This is a genomic window from Micavibrio aeruginosavorus EPB, assembly GCF_000348745.1.
Taxonomy (GTDB): domain Bacteria; phylum Pseudomonadota; class Alphaproteobacteria; order Micavibrionales; family Micavibrionaceae; genus Micavibrio; species Micavibrio aeruginosavorus_A.
This window is the reverse complement of the sequence record NC_020812.1, coordinates 1,180,024-1,195,810: the sequence shown is the minus strand read 5'-3', so window position 1 is coordinate 1,195,810 and position 15,787 is coordinate 1,180,024. Positions and strand designations below refer to the sequence as shown.

At 55.0% G+C, this 15,787-nt stretch carries 13 protein-coding genes; 9 read left to right on the top strand and 4 right to left on the bottom strand.

Features of this window, described 5'->3' with window-relative positions:
- Positions 1-2 precede the first annotated feature (2 nt).
- Positions 3-1,538 (bottom strand): PAS domain-containing sensor histidine kinase, encoded by a 1,536-nt coding sequence (locus A11S_RS05590; protein WP_041802510.1) that lies wholly within the window; start codon positions 1,536-1,538, stop codon positions 3-5.
- Positions 1,539-1,715: 177 nt separating this feature from the next.
- Here A11S_RS05590 and rplU point away from each other — a divergent pair, with 177 nt between their 5' ends.
- The 4 genes from rplU (at position 1,716) to pepN (ending at position 6,236) form a co-directional block, all read left to right on the top strand.
- A complete protein-coding gene (gene rplU, locus A11S_RS05585) occupies positions 1,716-2,006 on the top strand; it encodes a 50S ribosomal protein L21 (protein WP_014102759.1) in 291 nt (96 codons plus the stop codon).
- Positions 2,007-2,052: 46 nt separating this feature from the next.
- Positions 2,053-2,337, top strand: a complete 285-nt coding sequence (gene rpmA / locus A11S_RS05580; protein WP_015467519.1) for a 50S ribosomal protein L27 — start codon at positions 2,053-2,055, stop codon at positions 2,335-2,337.
- Positions 2,338-2,416: 79 nt separating this feature from the next.
- Entirely contained in the window at positions 2,417-3,484 is a 1,068-nt protein-coding gene (obgE, locus tag A11S_RS05575; RefSeq protein ID WP_015467518.1) for a GTPase ObgE, read from the top strand.
- 151 nt (positions 3,485-3,635) lie between these two features.
- On the top strand, positions 3,636-6,236 hold the full coding sequence (pepN, locus tag A11S_RS05570) for an aminopeptidase N (protein WP_015467517.1): 2,601 nt from the start codon (positions 3,636-3,638) through the stop codon (positions 6,234-6,236).
- Positions 6,237-6,323: 87 nt separating this feature from the next.
- Here the strand turns inward: pepN and A11S_RS05565 are convergent, their stop codons facing one another.
- Positions 6,324-7,127 (bottom strand): hypothetical protein, encoded by an 804-nt coding sequence (locus A11S_RS05565; protein WP_015467516.1) that lies wholly within the window; start codon positions 7,125-7,127, stop codon positions 6,324-6,326.
- Between the two features lie 113 nt (positions 7,128-7,240).
- Between A11S_RS05565 and A11S_RS05560 the strand changes: the two genes are divergently transcribed.
- Positions 7,241-7,858: a ribonuclease HII gene (locus A11S_RS05560; protein WP_015467515.1), complete on the top strand. Its 618-nt coding sequence runs from the start codon at positions 7,241-7,243 to the stop codon at positions 7,856-7,858.
- Between the two features lie 167 nt (positions 7,859-8,025).
- The gene (locus tag A11S_RS05555) at positions 8,026-9,240 is read left to right on the top strand and encodes a site-specific DNA-methyltransferase (protein WP_015467514.1); all 1,215 of its coding nucleotides are present in this window, start codon (positions 8,026-8,028) and stop codon (positions 9,238-9,240) included.
- Here A11S_RS05555 and A11S_RS05550 read toward each other — a convergent pair whose 3' ends face one another.
- Both A11S_RS05550 and mutY read right to left on the bottom strand, forming a co-directional pair.
- Positions 9,241-10,215, bottom strand: coding sequence for a DUF4852 domain-containing protein (locus A11S_RS05550; RefSeq protein WP_015467513.1), 975 nt, complete (start codon positions 10,213-10,215; stop codon positions 9,241-9,243).
- A 48-nt stretch (positions 10,216-10,263) separates the two neighbouring features.
- Positions 10,264-11,400 carry an A/G-specific adenine glycosylase gene (gene mutY, locus A11S_RS05545; protein WP_015467512.1) on the bottom strand — a complete coding sequence of 379 codons (1,137 nt, stop codon included), beginning with the start codon at positions 11,398-11,400 and terminating at the stop codon, positions 10,264-10,266.
- On the opposite strand from mutY, the gene A11S_RS05540 reads away from it, so the two are divergent.
- From A11S_RS05540 to A11S_RS05530, 3 genes are all read left to right on the top strand, one after another.
- Positions 11,399-11,884 carry a DUF721 domain-containing protein gene (locus A11S_RS05540; protein WP_081604762.1) on the top strand — a complete coding sequence of 162 codons (486 nt, stop codon included), beginning with the start codon at positions 11,399-11,401 and terminating at the stop codon, positions 11,882-11,884. The genes mutY and A11S_RS05540 overlap by 2 nt on opposite strands.
- A gap of 100 nt (positions 11,885-11,984) precedes the next feature.
- Complete coding sequence (locus A11S_RS05535) at positions 11,985-12,788, top strand: inositol monophosphatase family protein (protein WP_015467510.1); 804 nt, start codon at positions 11,985-11,987, stop codon at positions 12,786-12,788.
- 60 nt (positions 12,789-12,848) lie between these two features.
- Complete coding sequence (locus tag A11S_RS05530; protein ID WP_015467509.1) at positions 12,849-15,554, top strand: nicotinate-nucleotide--dimethylbenzimidazole phosphoribosyltransferase; 2,706 nt, start codon at positions 12,849-12,851, stop codon at positions 15,552-15,554.
- Positions 15,555-15,787: the final 233 nt, after the last annotated feature.

Below are 15,787 nucleotides of genomic sequence, written 5' to 3'. Positions count from 1 at the left end.
GATTAAACCGCACTCCCACTGTTTAAGTCAGGGACTATAATTTTCATCATTGTACCCTGCCCGATGGCGCTTTCAACTTGAATGCACCCGCCCATCAACCGGACCAGATCGCGCACCAGTGACAGGCCAATGCCCGTCCCGGGAATTCCCGACGCCGTGCTGGCCCGATAATACCGGTCAAAGATCTTATCAATCTCAGCCTCCGGAATTCCGACGCCGTTATCCTGAATGGTGATTTCAATATCATTCCCGGCCATGCGAGCCGTCACCGTGATTGCCGGATCATTCTTTGAAAACTTCACCGCATTGGCCAGAATATTGGTGCAAACCAGCGTCATCATCTTGCGATCCTGCCGCACGGTTGCGGGCAACCCGGTGACATCGCATGAAATTGTATGCGTGCTGGCCAATGCTGCCTGCTCATCACATAATTCATGCAACAGCGCGGATAAATCGAAATCTTCCGGATACGGCTCCAACGTCCCGGTCGTCAACAGGCTGGACGACAAGACGCTTTCCATCATGTTGACCAGACGTGATACCGCACTGCGAATTGTTTTGGTGCGGTTGCGGATGGTGTCAGCGTCGAGCTGATCCGCCCGCCGTTGCAAAATCTGGGCATGCCCATCAATGATGGTCAGCGGCGTACGAAATTCGTGGCTGACCATGCCGATAAATTGTTTCTGCAGGGCGCTGGCCGCCTGTTCTTTTTCCAGAGCCTCGGACAACTCCTCGGTCTTTTCACGTAATTCTTTCTGCTGGGCCCGATAATCGGTCACATCGGTCGTGGTAATAATTGTGCCCTGATCATCCGGCAACGGCGTCGCGGTACAGCGCCAGATCCGCCCATCGGGCAATGGAAACTCAATCTGCCCCTCCAGATTCAGCCAGAAAGCTGCCGATAATTCATAAATCGGGTGGTCGGGGGTCAGGCCATGAAATTCAAACGCCAGATTAAATGCGTCCGCCACCGGCAAACCCCGCACCAAACGGCTGGCATAGGGGCCATAGAATCGCTTGTAATGGTCGCTGACAAAAAACAGGCGTTTTTCATTATCAAAAACGATAAAGGCATCCGGGCTGGCCGCCAGGGAGGCGCGGAATCGCCGGTATTCATCGCGCTGGAACGCATTTTTCTGGCGCACGCGCCCCTTTTCCAGCTTTACAATCAATATGTTACGAAAATCAACCCAGGTCGTCATCTCCAGGTTAAAAATAGTGTCAAACCCAGCCCCCAAATGCCGCATCCGGTCCGGAACATCGGATTGGGGGTCGATTCCCATGATTTCCGCCGGAATTTCCGGACGCGATGTAAACCGGCGGGCCAGATCCGCATGTTCACCGTTTGGCCCGATCACAACCACGATCAAAACCGCCTTGGGCGCATGAGCATCAAGCTCTTGAATTGTCTGGGGAAATTCTATTTTTACGTCCTGTCCGCTCAACTGCGACCACAAAATCCGGCCCATCTGATGGTCCGGCGTATCCCCGTAAACAAGGATAAGACTTTGATTTTGCTCATGAACTGCGGCTGGCATAGAGGTCCTCACGCCTCTTATCATGCATAAAAATACTTAATAAAAAGAGAGGCTTGTGCTATAAACCACCCCAAGCCGATAAAAGATAAGAAAGTGCGATACATTTACTTGACAGAACCACACCGGCATGTATATTTCGCACCTCTAAATCCGGATAGAAAACCAAGGATTAATACCATGTTTGCAGTGATCCGCACCGGCGGTAAACAGTACCGCGTTGCCAAAGACAACAAGATCGAGATCGAGAAAATCGATGCGAAGGCCGGCGAAACCGTGACCTTTGAAAAGGACGACGTTCTGTTCGCCGATGGCGGAAAGAAAGCCACCGTAATCGCTAAAGTGATCGAGCAGATCCGTGGCGACAAGGTTGTCATTTTCAAGAAAAAGCGCCGCCAGAACTATCGTCGTCGCAAAGGTCATCGCCAAGAGCTGACCCTGATCCAGATCACAGACGTGAAAGCCGCTTAATTCGGCTTCGCACGCAAAGAACAACGCGCTTTAAGAGGATTATAAAATGGCACACAAGAAAGCAGGCGGTAGTTCCCGGAACGGTCGTGACTCCGCTGGTCGTCGTTTGGGCGTAAAACGCTACGGCGGCGAATCCGTTCTGGCTGGCAACATCATTGTTCGTCAGCGCGGCACTGAATACTTCCCTGGCAAAAACGTTGGCATCGGTGTTGACCACACGCTGTTCGCGCTGGTTGATGGCGAAGTTCTGTTCAGCCACGGTCGTTCCGGCCGTCGCATGGTGAACATCGTCCCGGCAAACGACGCTTCTGCCGCTGCCGCCGCTGAATAAGGCGCAGCCCTAAATTTTTTAGAGGGGGGAAGGTCGTAAACCTTTCCCCCTTTTCTTTGCAAAACGAAAAGTAAAAACGATGAAATTTCTCGACGAAGCAAAAATCTATCTGCAAAGCGGCGCCGGCGGACCCGGATGCGTCAGCTTTCACCGTGAGAAATTCGTCGAAATGGGCGGCCCCAACGGCGGCGACGGCGGCAAGGGCGGCGACGTCATTTTCGAATGCGTAAAAGACCTGAACACGCTGATCGATTTCCGTTACACCCAGCACTTTAAAGCCGAACGCGGCCACCATGGCCAAGGCCGTGACCGTACCGGCGCCGGCGGCAAGGACATTGTCGTCCGCGTTCCCGTCGGCACCCAGGTATTGGACGAAGACAAGGAAACCGTTCTGGCCGACTTCACCGTCGCAGGCGAGCGCGTTGTGTTTATGCGCGGCGGCGATGGCGGATTTGGGAATGCCCACTTCAAAAGCTCCACCAACCAAGCCCCACGGAAATTCACCCCCGGCTGGCCCGGTGAGGAACGCGCCGTCTGGCTGCGTCTGAAGCTGATTGCCGATGCGGGGCTGGTCGGTTTGCCGAATGCTGGAAAATCAACATTTTTGGCCGCAACCACAGCCGCAAAACCGAAAATCGCCGATTATCCGTTCACCACACTGCACCCCAATCTGGGCGTGGTGCGATCCGCTGATAACACTGAATTTGTTCTGGCCGACATTCCCGGCCTGATCGAGGGCGCGCACGAAGGGCACGGCCTTGGCACACGCTTCCTCGGCCACGTTGAACGCACGGCCGTCCTGCTGCACATCATTGATGTGACACAGGATGACGTTGTTGCCGCATACCAGACTATTCGCGCAGAACTCGAAGCCTATGGCGGCGGGCTGGCGGACAAAGCCGAAATTATCGCCCTGAACAAATGCGAAGCCATGGGCCCGGAAATGTCCGCGGATCAGGCGAAACAATTGCAGGCCGTTGTCGGCGACCAGAAAATTCACCAGATTTCCGCCGTTTCCGGTGAAGGCGTCCGCGACGTCCTCTTCGCCCTCAGCGCCGCCATCCGCGCGTACCGCAAGGAAGAGGAAGAACGCGAAACCGGATATAAACCGGAAGTCTACAGCGGCCCCAACGCCGACGGGCAGTAACTTCATCGCCTTTTCAAGACGTCATCCTGTCGCCAAAAATCAATGGAGCCGGGATCTTCCGCCATTATGGATGAAGACCCCGGCTTTCGCCGGGGTGACGAACGTATTATAGTGTTGCGCAGATTCTTACTCCTTCCAAAGGCCTCTCATCATGCGCACCGACACCCCCAAAACCATCCTCCTGAAAGATTACCAGCCGCCGAAATACAAGGTGGTCGACGTTCATCTGGATATCCGGATTTTTGCGGGCAAGACGCTGGTAAAAACCACGACGCGTTTCACCAAGAACCATGATGGTACCGAACCGCTGGTACTGAATGGTGAACGTTTGAAGCTGGTTTCTATGGCCATCAATGGCACCGCCACAACCGATTACACGGTGGATGATAAAACCCTGTCCATTCCGTATCCCGGCGATTCATTCACCACCGTGATCGAAACCGAAATCTGCCCGGAGGAAAACACCGCGCTGGAAGGGTTATATATGTCCGGCGGGAATTATTGCACCCAGTGTGAAGCCGAAGGGTTCCGCACCATCACCTATTTCCCAGACCGCCCGGACGTAATGACCATTTTCACAACCCGGGTCGAGGGCGACAAGAAAACCTGCCCTGTCCTGCTGTCCAACGGCAATTTGATTGAGGAAGGCGATTGCGGCGATGGCCGCCATTACGCGGTTTGGAACGATCCGTTCCCGAAACCCTGCTACCTGTTTGCGTTGGTCGCTGGCGATTTGGTGCATATCCGCGATTCCTTTACCACCATGTCGGGCCGCATTGTCGACCTGCGCATCTATGTCCGCGAAGGTGATGAAAACCAATGTGACTGGGCGATGGAATCCCTGAAACGTTCGATGGAATGGGATGAAAAGACCTATGGCCGCGAATACCAGCTCGACCGTTTCAACATCGTTGCGGTCAGCGATTTCAACATGGGCGCGATGGAAAACACATCGTTGAACATTTTCAACACCGCCCTCGTCCTCGCCCGTCCCGAAACTGCCACCGATATGGATTTTGAACGAGTCGAAGGCGTGATCGCCCACGAATATTTCCACAACTGGACCGGCAACCGTGTGACATGCCGTGACTGGTTCCAATTGTCGCTGAAGGAAGGCCTGACCGTTTTCCGGGATCAGGAATTTACCGCCGATATGAATTCGCGCGGCGTAAAACGCATTGATGATGTTGTCCGCCTGCGCAATATGCAGTTCCCGGAAGATGCAGGCCCCATGGCCCACCCGATCCGGCCGGACAATTACATTGAAATCAATAACTTCTACACTCTGACCGTCTATGAAAAGGGTGCCGAGGTTATTCGGATGCAGCATACCCTGCTCGGCGCCGACGCGTACCGCAAGGCCACCGATTTGTATTTCGACCGTTATGACGGCATGGCCGTAACGTGTGATGATTTCCTGCAATGTATGCAGGATTCATCCGGGGTTGATCTGTCGCAATTCAAACTCTGGTACAGCCAGGCCGGGACACCCGATGTCACCGCCGAAGGCCATTACGATGCAACGGCCAAGACCTACAGCCTAACCCTGTCGCAAACCGTGCCGCCAACACCGGGCCAACCGGATAAAAAACCGATGCACATTCCGGTCATGGTTGGGTTGGTCGGCCCCAACGGGCATGATCTGGACCAGCAATTGTTGGAACTGAAAGACGCCAAACAAACATTCACGTTCAAAAACGTTGCGGTTCAGCCCGTGCCATCAATCCTGCGCGGTTTTTCGGCCCCGGTGAAACTGCATACGAACCTGAGCGATAATGATTACCGCTTCCTGATGGTGCACGACTCGGACGGGTTCAACCGTTGGGAATCGGGGCAAATTTTGGCCCTGCGCATGATGGGCCGTATGATTGATACGGTTGAATCCGGCGGCGCGGCCGTGACGGACCCGGCGTTCATTGACTCGTACGGGCTGATGCTGGACCAAGCGAATGCGGGCAATGCCGATTGTGCCTTGATGGCACGGGCCTTGTCCCTGCCCGATCTGGCGATTATCGCGCAGCAACGCAAAATCGTTGATCCGGACCCGATCTTCACGGTGCGCCGCCGCGTCCTGCACGATCTGGCCGCCCGATACCGTGATCAGATTCAGGCGATTTACGATTCCTGCAACACGCCCACGACCTACAGCAATGATGCGGAATCCGCCGGACGCCGGGCTTTGAAAAACGTGTGCCTGCGCCTGCTGATGAACGGCCCGAACCCGCCAGTTTCACTGGCGCGCCAGCAATATGAATCCGCCAACAACATGACCGATCGCGTTGCGGCCCTGTCCGTTCTGGCGGAAACCGATGGTGCGGATCGCGATGCGGTCTTTGCTGACTTCTTCAAACGGTTTGAACAATACCCGCTGGTCATCGATAAATGGTTCAGCCTGCAGGCCTCGGCCCCGATCCCGTCTACACTGGACCGCATTGCGACGCTGAAGGATCATCCGGCCTTCACCCTGCTGAACCCGAACCGTGTACGGTCCTTGTTCGCGGCCTTTGCCATGAACAACCCGGTGTGCTTCCATGCGAAAGACGGGCGCGGATACGACATCCTGCGTGATGCCATCATCGCCCTGAACACCAAAAACCCGCAAATCGCCGCGCGCCTGCTCGGCCCCTTGCGTGAATGGCGCCGTTACACCCCGGATCGTCAGGCGAAGATGAAAGCGGCATTGGAACAGATTTTGGCACAGGACAATTTGTCGCCAGACGTATTTGAAATTGTCAGTAAAACGTTGAAATAACCAACGTCCCAAAACGTCACCCCGGCGAAAGCCGGGGTCTTCGTCCCTTATGGCTGGAAGATCCCGGCTTTCGCCGGGATGACGCAATTATGGATGAATGAATTTCGTCTTCTGTGTTTGCAAATAATCCCGCAACACATCCAACCCGCGCCCGCCATCATACGGCACGCAAATGCGCTTATCCGCGACATAAGGCGGCAAGGGCAATGCATCGCGCACACCGGTTTCGCGTGAAATACGCAATTGTGGTGTGGCGTCGGGGGAATCCGTATCCGGCACAATCACATCCGTGGGCGTGAATCCCATCCGTTCAACAAATTTCAACGTCACCGCAATCCAGTCGCGGTTGAGCAGGCTTTGTGCGCGTTCATCGCCTTGATCCGCCTGTTTCGCCGTCACACGGAATTTACGTTGCGCCAATCCGACGCCCAATTCCGTTATCACCCGCGCCCGGCCCATGGCGGCAGATGCGGCGGTGATGTCATCATACATAAATCGGAACAACGCCAAATCGCGCAGGTCCGCCGGGTCGGCAATAATGGTTTCCTCAACCTTGGTGCAATCCATGCGGCGGGTTTGGGTGTCGCGGGATAAATGCAAAAACCGGCTATAGGCCGCCGCCTGCCCATCCTTGATGGTGATGGTCTGGCGGTATCGGGCATCGCCGCTCATTTCGCGGTCGTGGTAATCCTTCACCACGTTGAACATCAACGTCGCCCCGACCCAGTTAAATTCGCGGGACAAGCGCTTATACCATTCCTTCACCGCGTCATAGTCGCCCAACCGCCCGGCATGCGCATGCAAAACGGCCGTCATGCCCGCCCCCGTGGCGGCGGCAAGGTCGCGTTGCAATTCATCGGGAATGGTGAAGGCGCGCGTGCTGAAAACCATCAATTTAACCTTATGAAAACAAAAATGGACCATGCCAGCCCTATCCACAAGGGGCAAGAAAAATTCGCCCCAGCCCCTGTTCACCCCCGGAAATCCACCGTAAACCTTAACCCATGTCCTGTTCATTCGATCTGGAAGATGGTTTCAACGGCCCGGTTTGCGGGCTGGACGAAGCCGGGCGCGGCCCGCTGGCTGGTCCGGTTGTGGCGGCCTGCGTCTATGTGCCGGCCACCGTGCGGGATTTGCCGTTCTGGGCGGAAGTGAATGACAGCAAGAAGCTGAGCGCGAAGAAGCGGGATACCCTGTTCGACCTGATCCAAACCCATTGCGTGTGCGGCATTGCCGAGGCCAGCGTGGCCGATATTGACCAGATGAACATCCTGCGCGCCAGTTTGCATGCGATGAGTAAGGCATTTGATCTGGCCGGGGGCACCGCGGATTGGCTGGCCTTGGTCGATGGCAACCAGAAACCAAAACTGCCTGCCACCATTCAAACCGTGGTGAAGGGCGATTCAAAAAGCCGGTCTATCGCCGCCGCCAGCATTCTGGCTAAGGTCACGCGGGACCGGATCATGGCCGACCTGTGCGCCCAATACCCCGTTTATGGATGGAGCAAAAACGCCGGCTACGGCACCGCCATTCACATGGACGCCATCGAAAAACACGGCGTCACCCCCCACCACCGCACAAGTTTTGCGCCGATTAAAAAGGCGCTGGGGCACGCGGCCTAACAGACTCAAAAACCACGGAAATCCGAGTCTGTTCCTCCTTTGTTTTCACCTCAAGACTCTGCCATAACACACTGACTCTACATATTGAATCGAATTTTATGCTTGACGGTGAATCGCCAATGATTCATGATTCTGTGGATAAATCAGTTCCCCCTTGGCAGGACATCATGGCGACAAAGAAAACAACAACGACCTCCGGCAAAAGCTCGACCACCAAAGCAAAAACAACAAAAAAGCCCTTGGAATCGAACGGTAAATTGCCCCTGAACACCATTCAGAAAGGCGATTGCGCGGAAATTATGCGGTCTTTGCCCAAGGGATCGGTGGATATGATCTTTGCCGACCCTCCGTATAACCTGCAATTGGGTGGCGAATTGCACCGCCCAGATAATTCCAAGGTCGATGCCTGTGATGACCATTGGGATCAATTCTCTAGCCTGAAAGCCTATGATGATTTCACAAGAGAATGGCTCTCGGCTGCGCGCGATTTGCTGACCGATGACGGGTCAATCTGGGTCATTGGCAGTTATCATAACATCTTCCGCCTGGGCGCCATTCTGCAGGATCTGGGGTTCTGGGTGTTGAACGACATTGTCTGGCGCAAGGCCAACCCGATGCCTAATTTCCGGGGCCGCCGCTTTACCAACGCGCACGAAACCCTGATCTGGGCCGCGAAATCCGAAAAATCCAAATACCGCTTTAACTATGACGCGATGAAGGCCTTGAACGAAGATGTGCAAATGCGCAGTGACTGGTTCCTGCCGCTCTGCACCGGGGGCGAACGGTTGAAGGACGATAACGGCGAAAAGGCCCACCCGACCCAGAAGCCGGAAGCCCTGCTCTACCGCGTCCTGATGGCCTCGACCCTGCCCGGCGATACGGTTCTGGACCCGTTCTTTGGCACCGGAACGACGGGTGCCGTGGCCAAGAAGATGAAACGCAACTGGATCGGGATCGACCGCGAAGATTCTTACATCAAGGCCGCAACCAAACGGATTGCCGAAACCAAGGCGGAAATCGACAACGACCTGCTGCAAACTGTCTCCAAGCGTGAAGAACAACGGATTCCGTTTGGCTGGTTGATTGAACGTGGCTTGTTGAAACCCGGCGCGGTCTTGACCGACCCGAAACACGAACACACGGCCAAGGTTGGCGCGGATGGTAATTTAATTACCGATACCGCCGATGGCGGCCAGCAACGCGGATCCATCCACCGCATGGGTGCCGCAGCGCAAGGTGCGCCGTCCTGTAACGGCTGGACCTATTGGCATTACCGCGATGGCAAGAATTACCAACCCATCGACAATTTGCGCCAAAAACTGCGCACGGAACTGGCCAAGCGCCCGGATACGACCGGGACCGAGGCACGGACGTTGCAGTGATTATTCAACGATGGTAGGCTTAAGTAAGCCTTTATCTTCAGAAGGCAGAATTAAGCCACCCTCAGAAGTCTCACTCTGTTTTGCACGACGACGCGTACCTTTACCGTTCGAAAAGCTTTCTGAGTACATCAACAAGCGCTTATTCTGATCGGCAAATATATCGTAGCCATCAACACGAGCAAAAAAGACGCCTTTTAAGGGGCCATTACCAACCCTAGTGAACTCTTTAAACTGCAACATTGTCACCTTCAAACGCACAAAAGCAACGCGCTCATAGGTCATAATCTTTAATTTATTGGGCAATCCCTCGTATTGTCGTAAAGATTCCTGCATATAGAATTCTGCCACCTCAGGCTTTACAGGAATATCCTTCAGATTGAATGGAAGATTGAAATTCAAAACCAGGTTTCTGGGATAATTTTCAATTGTAGACTTAACACCGCAAATATCCTCACTGACGTTGTTGTAACGTGTATCCAATCGTGACACGTTCACAAACTGCGCCTCTGGCTCAATCAAGAACCTTTCTGCCCCAATATCATAACGATCCAAATAAATGGGCATTATGACTTCGAACGTCTGAGGAAATTTAGCGATATTTTTCTGTATGTAATCGCGCGTAACGCGCCGAATTTCCTGCCATTCAAAATCATTGTGGTAAAACTTGGTATACATCTCGCATTCATTGATCAGCAAATAGTTATCCACGTCGTCATCGCTATCAATATTTGGCAAGGCCACTGCCCAGTACATTTTGGACAGATTTTCAATGGTCATGGGGACGTATTCATCAACAACAGGCTTCAGCTTACCGTCATCCCCAATGAGCGGATCCACCGCAACGACCGGAGCCTCAGCGGCTGGCACCGCAGCATCTTGCGCGATGGCCCCGTTGGACGACATTGCCATCATAAACAACGCCGGTATCGCGAGCAGACAGGTTTGCATACCCAAACCAGAGTTTTGAAAAAACATTATAAAATCCCCTCTAAAAACCTGCACACCCCGCCAAGGATGACAGAATTATTTTAGAATACAAAGATTTACGAACTTTTTAAACAGGGTTGGAAACCCAATATCGGCGATATCAACCAAGGGGTGCCAGAATTGGCCAACATCAAGGGAAAAATTCTTTTCAGCCCGACACGCAACCCCGACCAGATCCAGATCAAAATGGGTAAACGTGTGGCGAATGGTCCCAGGATTATCCTGCATCCGCTCCAGCCCCGGGTAGCGGTCGGCGACATAATCCGTAATATCGGGCTTTTTCCGCCCTTTTATAACCGGCCGATCCAGCCATTGCGTGGTTGGCAAGCCAACCATCCCACCCAGCATCCCGGTTTCCGGACGCCGTTCGAGCAAGACCGCATCACCGTCCTGATTGGTAATCCAATAAATCAGCCCCCAGCGTTGCGGTTGGGCTTTCTTTGGCGCCTTGGCGGGCAATTCCGCGGCGATGCCCTGCGCGCGGCCCGCACAACCGTCCCGTACCGGACATAAATCACAGCGGGGCGTTTTGGGGATGCAGATTGTGGCCCCCAGATCCATCATCGATTGGGCAAAATCCCCCGGACGATCCGTTCGTCCCTCCGCCAACCCGGCGGCCAGGGCCCGGATTTCCGGTTTTGAACCGGGCAATGGGTCGGTCACAGCAAAGTATCGGCTGATCACGCGATCGACATTCCCATCAATAACCGTTGCGGGCAGGTCAAAGGCAATCGCGGCGATGGCCGCCGCCGTGTAATCCCCAATACCCGGAAGTTTTTTCAATTCTTCCAATGAATTAGGAAATTTCCCTTTGTTTTCACGTGAAACAACCTGAGCGCATTTATGCAAATTTCTGGCGCGGGCATAGTAGCCAAGCCCGGCCCAGGCGGTCATGACCTCCTCCGACGGAGCCGTTGCCAGATCATGAACGGTCAGCCACTTATCCACAAATTTTCCGAAATAGGGGATAACCGCCTGAACCGTGGTCTGCTGTAACATCACTTCGGACAGCCAGACATGATACGGATTTGCCGTAAAACCGGGCTTTACCCGCCACGGCAGAACCCGCGCATGGGCATCGTACCAGGCCAGCATTTGTGCCCGGAAAAGGTCGGTTTGCGCCCGCTCCTTTTTCTTGTGCGAAGGGCGTTGGATCGGCATAGTCGATGGCATGAGTCTCCGTCAGCTTTCAGAAGCGATCCCCAAGGTGACCGGCAAAATTTTCAGCCGGAAATATATCATGCTGGGCCGCCTTGTCACGCACTGGGCCGACATTGTCGGCGCGGATGTGGCCGATCGTTGCCATCCGGCGGAATTGAGATTCCGGAAAGTCCCCAACCAGAAACATGCCGAAGTGTCACTGGATATCGCTGCGGGATCGGCGGACGCCACCCTGCTCCACTACCGTAAAGACTTGATTTTAGAGCGAATTAACCAGATTTTCGGCGAACAGATGGTCGCGGCCATCCGCTTCGTTCCCCTGGTGGTCAGCGAACAGGATAGAAAGAAACGCGCCGCCGCCCTGCGCCCGCGCAAACCTTTGTCGGCGACCCAGCATCTGGAACTCAATCAACTCCTTGAAAAAGTAGAGGATCCTGACATAAAAGAACGGTTGGCCCGGCTTGGAACTTCAATTTTACAAGACCGCCAAACCTAGGGTATAAGAATCCGCCTTATCGAAATACGAGAGCAGACAAAAAACGTAACAGGGACAAACCTCGTTCTCATTACCAGACAGATATAAAGAGAGTAAAACCATGGCCCTATCGCCAAACGTCAATGTCATGCTCCGGGCTGCAGAAAAAGCGGCCCGTTCCCTGCTTCGCGATTTTGGCGAAGTCGAACAATTGCAAGTGTCGATGAAAGGTCCGGCCGATTTCGTATCCGCCGCCGACCGTCGTGCTGAATCCATTATTTACGAAGAACTGTCCAAGGCCCGCCCTGATTTCTCTTTCCTGATGGAAGAAGGCGGCGAGGTCAAAGGCCGTGATGGTGAAAACCGTTTCATCATTGATCCGCTGGATGGCACCAACAACTTCCTGCACGGTTTACCGCACTGGGCCATTTCAATCGGCTTGGAAACGCGCGGCGAAATCGTCGCCGGGATTATTTATGACCCGGTGAAGGACGAAATGTTCCGCGCGGAAAAAGGCGGCGGTGCATTCATGCGGAATAAACGCCTGCGCGTTTCCGGCCGCCGTGATCTGACCCTGTCGGTTATTGCTGGCGGGGCCCCGGCCCTGACCCGTGGTGATCGCCCGGCCTATCTGCGCCAGTTGAACGCTATTCTGTCGCAAACGGCGGGTTTCCGCCGTAACGGTGCGGCGGCGCTGGATTTGGCCTATGTCGCCGCTGGACGGTTCGAAGGCTATTGGGAAGCGGATCTGAAACCGTGGGACGTGGCCGCGGGCGCGTTGATTGTTAAAGAAGCCGGTGGGTTTATTGGCACCGTTAAAAACTCTGGCAAGGGCAGCCCGGTTTATGACGGCGATGTTCTGGCCACCAATGACTCGCTGTTTGAAACACTGCGCAAAATACTGGCGAATGCGGCGAACGAATAACGCCGCATTCCGCGCCTAAAGACTGCATAAAAGAATAAATTTTTTACAGGGATTACCGCTATGACATTATCGCGCACCATACTGACACTGATGACGGGGACAGCCATCGCCCTCGGCACGGTCGGGTATGGTTCGCAGGTCATGGCCGCCGAGGGCACGCTGTCCGCCGATGAATTGACGATGCAGGCCTTCGAACAAATGCAGTCAGGTTCATCCGGGATCCCCGCAAAAACCAAACCGACAGAAGCACCGATCACAGCCCCTTCAATGACTGGCCCGTCAATGACAGGCCCGGCCATTGCCGTGCCCAGCAATGTGGGTGCGGTTCTATCGGCACCATCCCAACCGGTCGCACAAAACCCGGTGAAAGAACAACAGGTTCGCCCCGTTGCCGCCGTGCCGCCAAGCACCATTATGCCCAATATTCCGGTGCCACGGACCGATGGTGTGGAAATTGATCTGGGCGTGTTGAACACTCCCGTTGTTGAACCGCGCGCCGTGCCCGTTCAAAAAGTTCAGGCCAAACCGCAATCCGTTGCGCCTGTTTTGGATACACCCGCAACAATTGAAGTGTCCTCTAAAACACATCCGGGGAAAAACACCGCCGTTTCTGGCCTCCTGACAGCACCCGAGGCGGTTGCGGTCACGTCAACCTCCACGATCGCAACGCCGCCCGCAAAAACACTGGCACAGGCAGCGGCCCCGAAAATCGAAGTACCAAAAGCCGCGCCAAAAAGCGAAATCGCGACGGTTGTGACCCCGCGTGAACCGGCGGTCAAAACGGTTCCATCAAAACCCATTTCCGCGCCGCAGCCTCAGCAATTGGCGCAAAAGCCGCAGGTTGAAATTCGTGATGTCGTCGTGGCGGCCAGCGCGCCAAAGCAAGGCACCGTCAGCACCAACCCCGACGGCTACACCGCGATTATCGCGCCGAAACCACAAAAGACCCAGCCAAAGGCCGCCCCGGAAATTGTAAAGGCCGAGCCGCCACCGCTGCCGCCGGAAGCGGAAAAAGTTATCGCGCAAATCGAAAACATGCCCGCCAATGCGCCGCGCGCACCGGATGTTGGCGCAACGACGTCATTCCCGATCAGCATGAAGGGTAAAACCGATTCACCGGGCATTGACCGTGTGTTGATGCAAACGGGCCGCATTGCGTCGGATACAATTACGCTGTCCAAAGTTCAGTCGACGGACCCGTCCGTCCCGCCGGTTCCGGCATCGCCCGTTGCCACCGTGGCCGCTGCACCAGCGCAGGAACCGGCACCGGAGAAAAAACCGGATGCCCCTGTTGTCGCAACAGTCGCCGTGAAAGCTGTTGAACCGGAAGAAACAAAACCCGCACCGATTATCCTGAGCAAAACGCCAGAGTCGGAAGCGCAACCGGAAGAGATTCTGGCCGAAACGGTTGCACCAAAAGCCGAGCCGATTAAAACCCGCATCGTCAAAGTTCAAAAGATAGCAAAGAACGCGCCGATCCCGGCGGAAAAGCTGACCGTTACAGCAAAAGCCGAAGAAGAGCCCGTGGATAATAGCGCCGCCGATATGGCCGCCATTGCCCCGGCCGCAGGCGAAACAGACGAAGCTGTCGCTGAAAAGGTCGCGATTGACGCCCCCGTCCCGGGACGCCGACCGGCCATCCAAAACGCATCGATTGAATTTGTGGAACGCGCACGCCGCACCTATCAGGCGGGCGAAGTTTACCGTGTTGCCACACGAACGACAGGCGATGAAGAATTCGAACAAGCCACCCCCACTTACAAAGCAACTGCATCCTACAGCGGCGGCGCGATACCGGCCCCAACATTAAGCGTGGCCGATCTGGGCAGTGATCCCCTGGCCCGTCAGGTTGTCGACATGTCTGCCGAAGATATCGCCGTTGCCTTGAACAACATTGAAACGGCTGCGGGTACCGGGGCCATGATGAAGAATAATTCCGCTCGTCCATACGGCACAGCCTATGACCAAATGCCGGTGGTACAGCGCGGTTTCATCTTCCGCCCGAAAGAGCGTGAGAAAGAAGCGGCCGCAGAACGCGAAGCCATGCAGATGGCCCAAAACGATGCCACCATTGACGAGCCGCACGCTGAACAAGCGATTGTTACGTCCGAAGCCCCGGTAGCCGCGCCTGCGGAAAAACCGCGCACGCTGAACATTCCACCGCGCCCGCCGGTTGTGACCGCCCCGGTTGCCCCGGAACCGATGATGGACGAGCCGGAACAAAAACGCACAGACGTATCGGCAGATCACGCAGAAGAAACCATCGTAGCGTTGGCGGAACGTCCGGATGCGCCACGCCCCGGCCGCAAGCCCGTCGCCGAAGACCAGATGGCCACGGTTGACCTGAACAGCATTGAACCCGCCGCCAAGGGCGATAGCGCCGAAGACGCTGTTGTTGAAGAAACGTCCCTGTCGACCATTGCCACTGACACCATCGGCAATGCCACCCCCGTCAGCCTGTCCTACGACAAAGGGGTGGGAACCGTTTCTGACGACGTGCTGGCCGAAAGCATGGGTGACGTGTTGAGCCGTATGAAGGGCAATTCTGACCTGCGGGTTCAAATCGTGGCCTTTGCCAGCCCGGTTGATAACAGCCAATCCGGTTCCCGCCGCACCGCCCTGTCCCGCGCCCTGAATGTTCGGGCCTGGATGATGGAAAATGGCATTGACCCATCCCGGATGGATGTCCGTGCTCTGGGTATCAACCCGGATGCCCCGGACACCGACCGTGTTGATATGGTCATCGTGGATCAGAAGAAAAACTAACACATTGATATAATAAGAAAAAATTTCAAAAACCCTGCCGCACGCAGGGTTTTTTACTGTGCCAGGACCACAGGCCGATAAACCGGGCATCTTTTGTGGATAAACACATCCAAAAGGCGCGGATTCATTGACAAATTGGTCATAAACCTTGATTTTAGCGGCATTCCTGTTTACACATCGATGGCAACTTTTATGGCAAACCCCTCACCCGGGGCTGTCACGCGTTATGGGGC

Excerpts from the sequence above, each read along its gene's own strand:
- A11S_RS05590 (WP_041802510.1), bottom strand. The coding sequence starts at position 1,538 with ATGCCAGCCGCAGTTCATGAGCAAAATCAAAGTCTTATCCTTGTTTAC.
- rplU (WP_014102759.1), top strand. The coding sequence starts at position 1,716 with ATGTTTGCAGTGATCCGCACCGGCGGTAAACAGTACCGCGTTGCCAAA.
- rpmA (WP_015467519.1), top strand. The coding sequence starts at position 2,053 with ATGGCACACAAGAAAGCAGGCGGTAGTTCCCGGAACGGTCGTGACTCC.
- obgE (WP_015467518.1), top strand. The coding sequence starts at position 2,417 with ATGAAATTTCTCGACGAAGCAAAAATCTATCTGCAAAGCGGCGCCGGC.
- pepN (WP_015467517.1), top strand. The coding sequence starts at position 3,636 with ATGCGCACCGACACCCCCAAAACCATCCTCCTGAAAGATTACCAGCCG.
- A11S_RS05565 (WP_015467516.1), bottom strand. The coding sequence starts at position 7,127 with ATGGTTTTCAGCACGCGCGCCTTCACCATTCCCGATGAATTGCAACGC.
- A11S_RS05560 (WP_015467515.1), top strand. The coding sequence starts at position 7,241 with ATGTCCTGTTCATTCGATCTGGAAGATGGTTTCAACGGCCCGGTTTGC.
- A11S_RS05555 (WP_015467514.1), top strand. The coding sequence starts at position 8,026 with ATGGCGACAAAGAAAACAACAACGACCTCCGGCAAAAGCTCGACCACC.
- A11S_RS05550 (WP_015467513.1), bottom strand. The coding sequence starts at position 10,215 with ATGTTTTTTCAAAACTCTGGTTTGGGTATGCAAACCTGTCTGCTCGCG.
- A11S_RS05540 (WP_081604762.1), top strand. The coding sequence starts at position 11,399 with ATGAGTCTCCGTCAGCTTTCAGAAGCGATCCCCAAGGTGACCGGCAAA.
- mutY (WP_015467512.1), bottom strand. The coding sequence starts at position 11,400 with ATGCCATCGACTATGCCGATCCAACGCCCTTCGCACAAGAAAAAGGAG.
- A11S_RS05535 (WP_015467510.1), top strand. The coding sequence starts at position 11,985 with ATGGCCCTATCGCCAAACGTCAATGTCATGCTCCGGGCTGCAGAAAAA.
- A11S_RS05530 (WP_015467509.1), top strand. The coding sequence starts at position 12,849 with ATGACATTATCGCGCACCATACTGACACTGATGACGGGGACAGCCATC.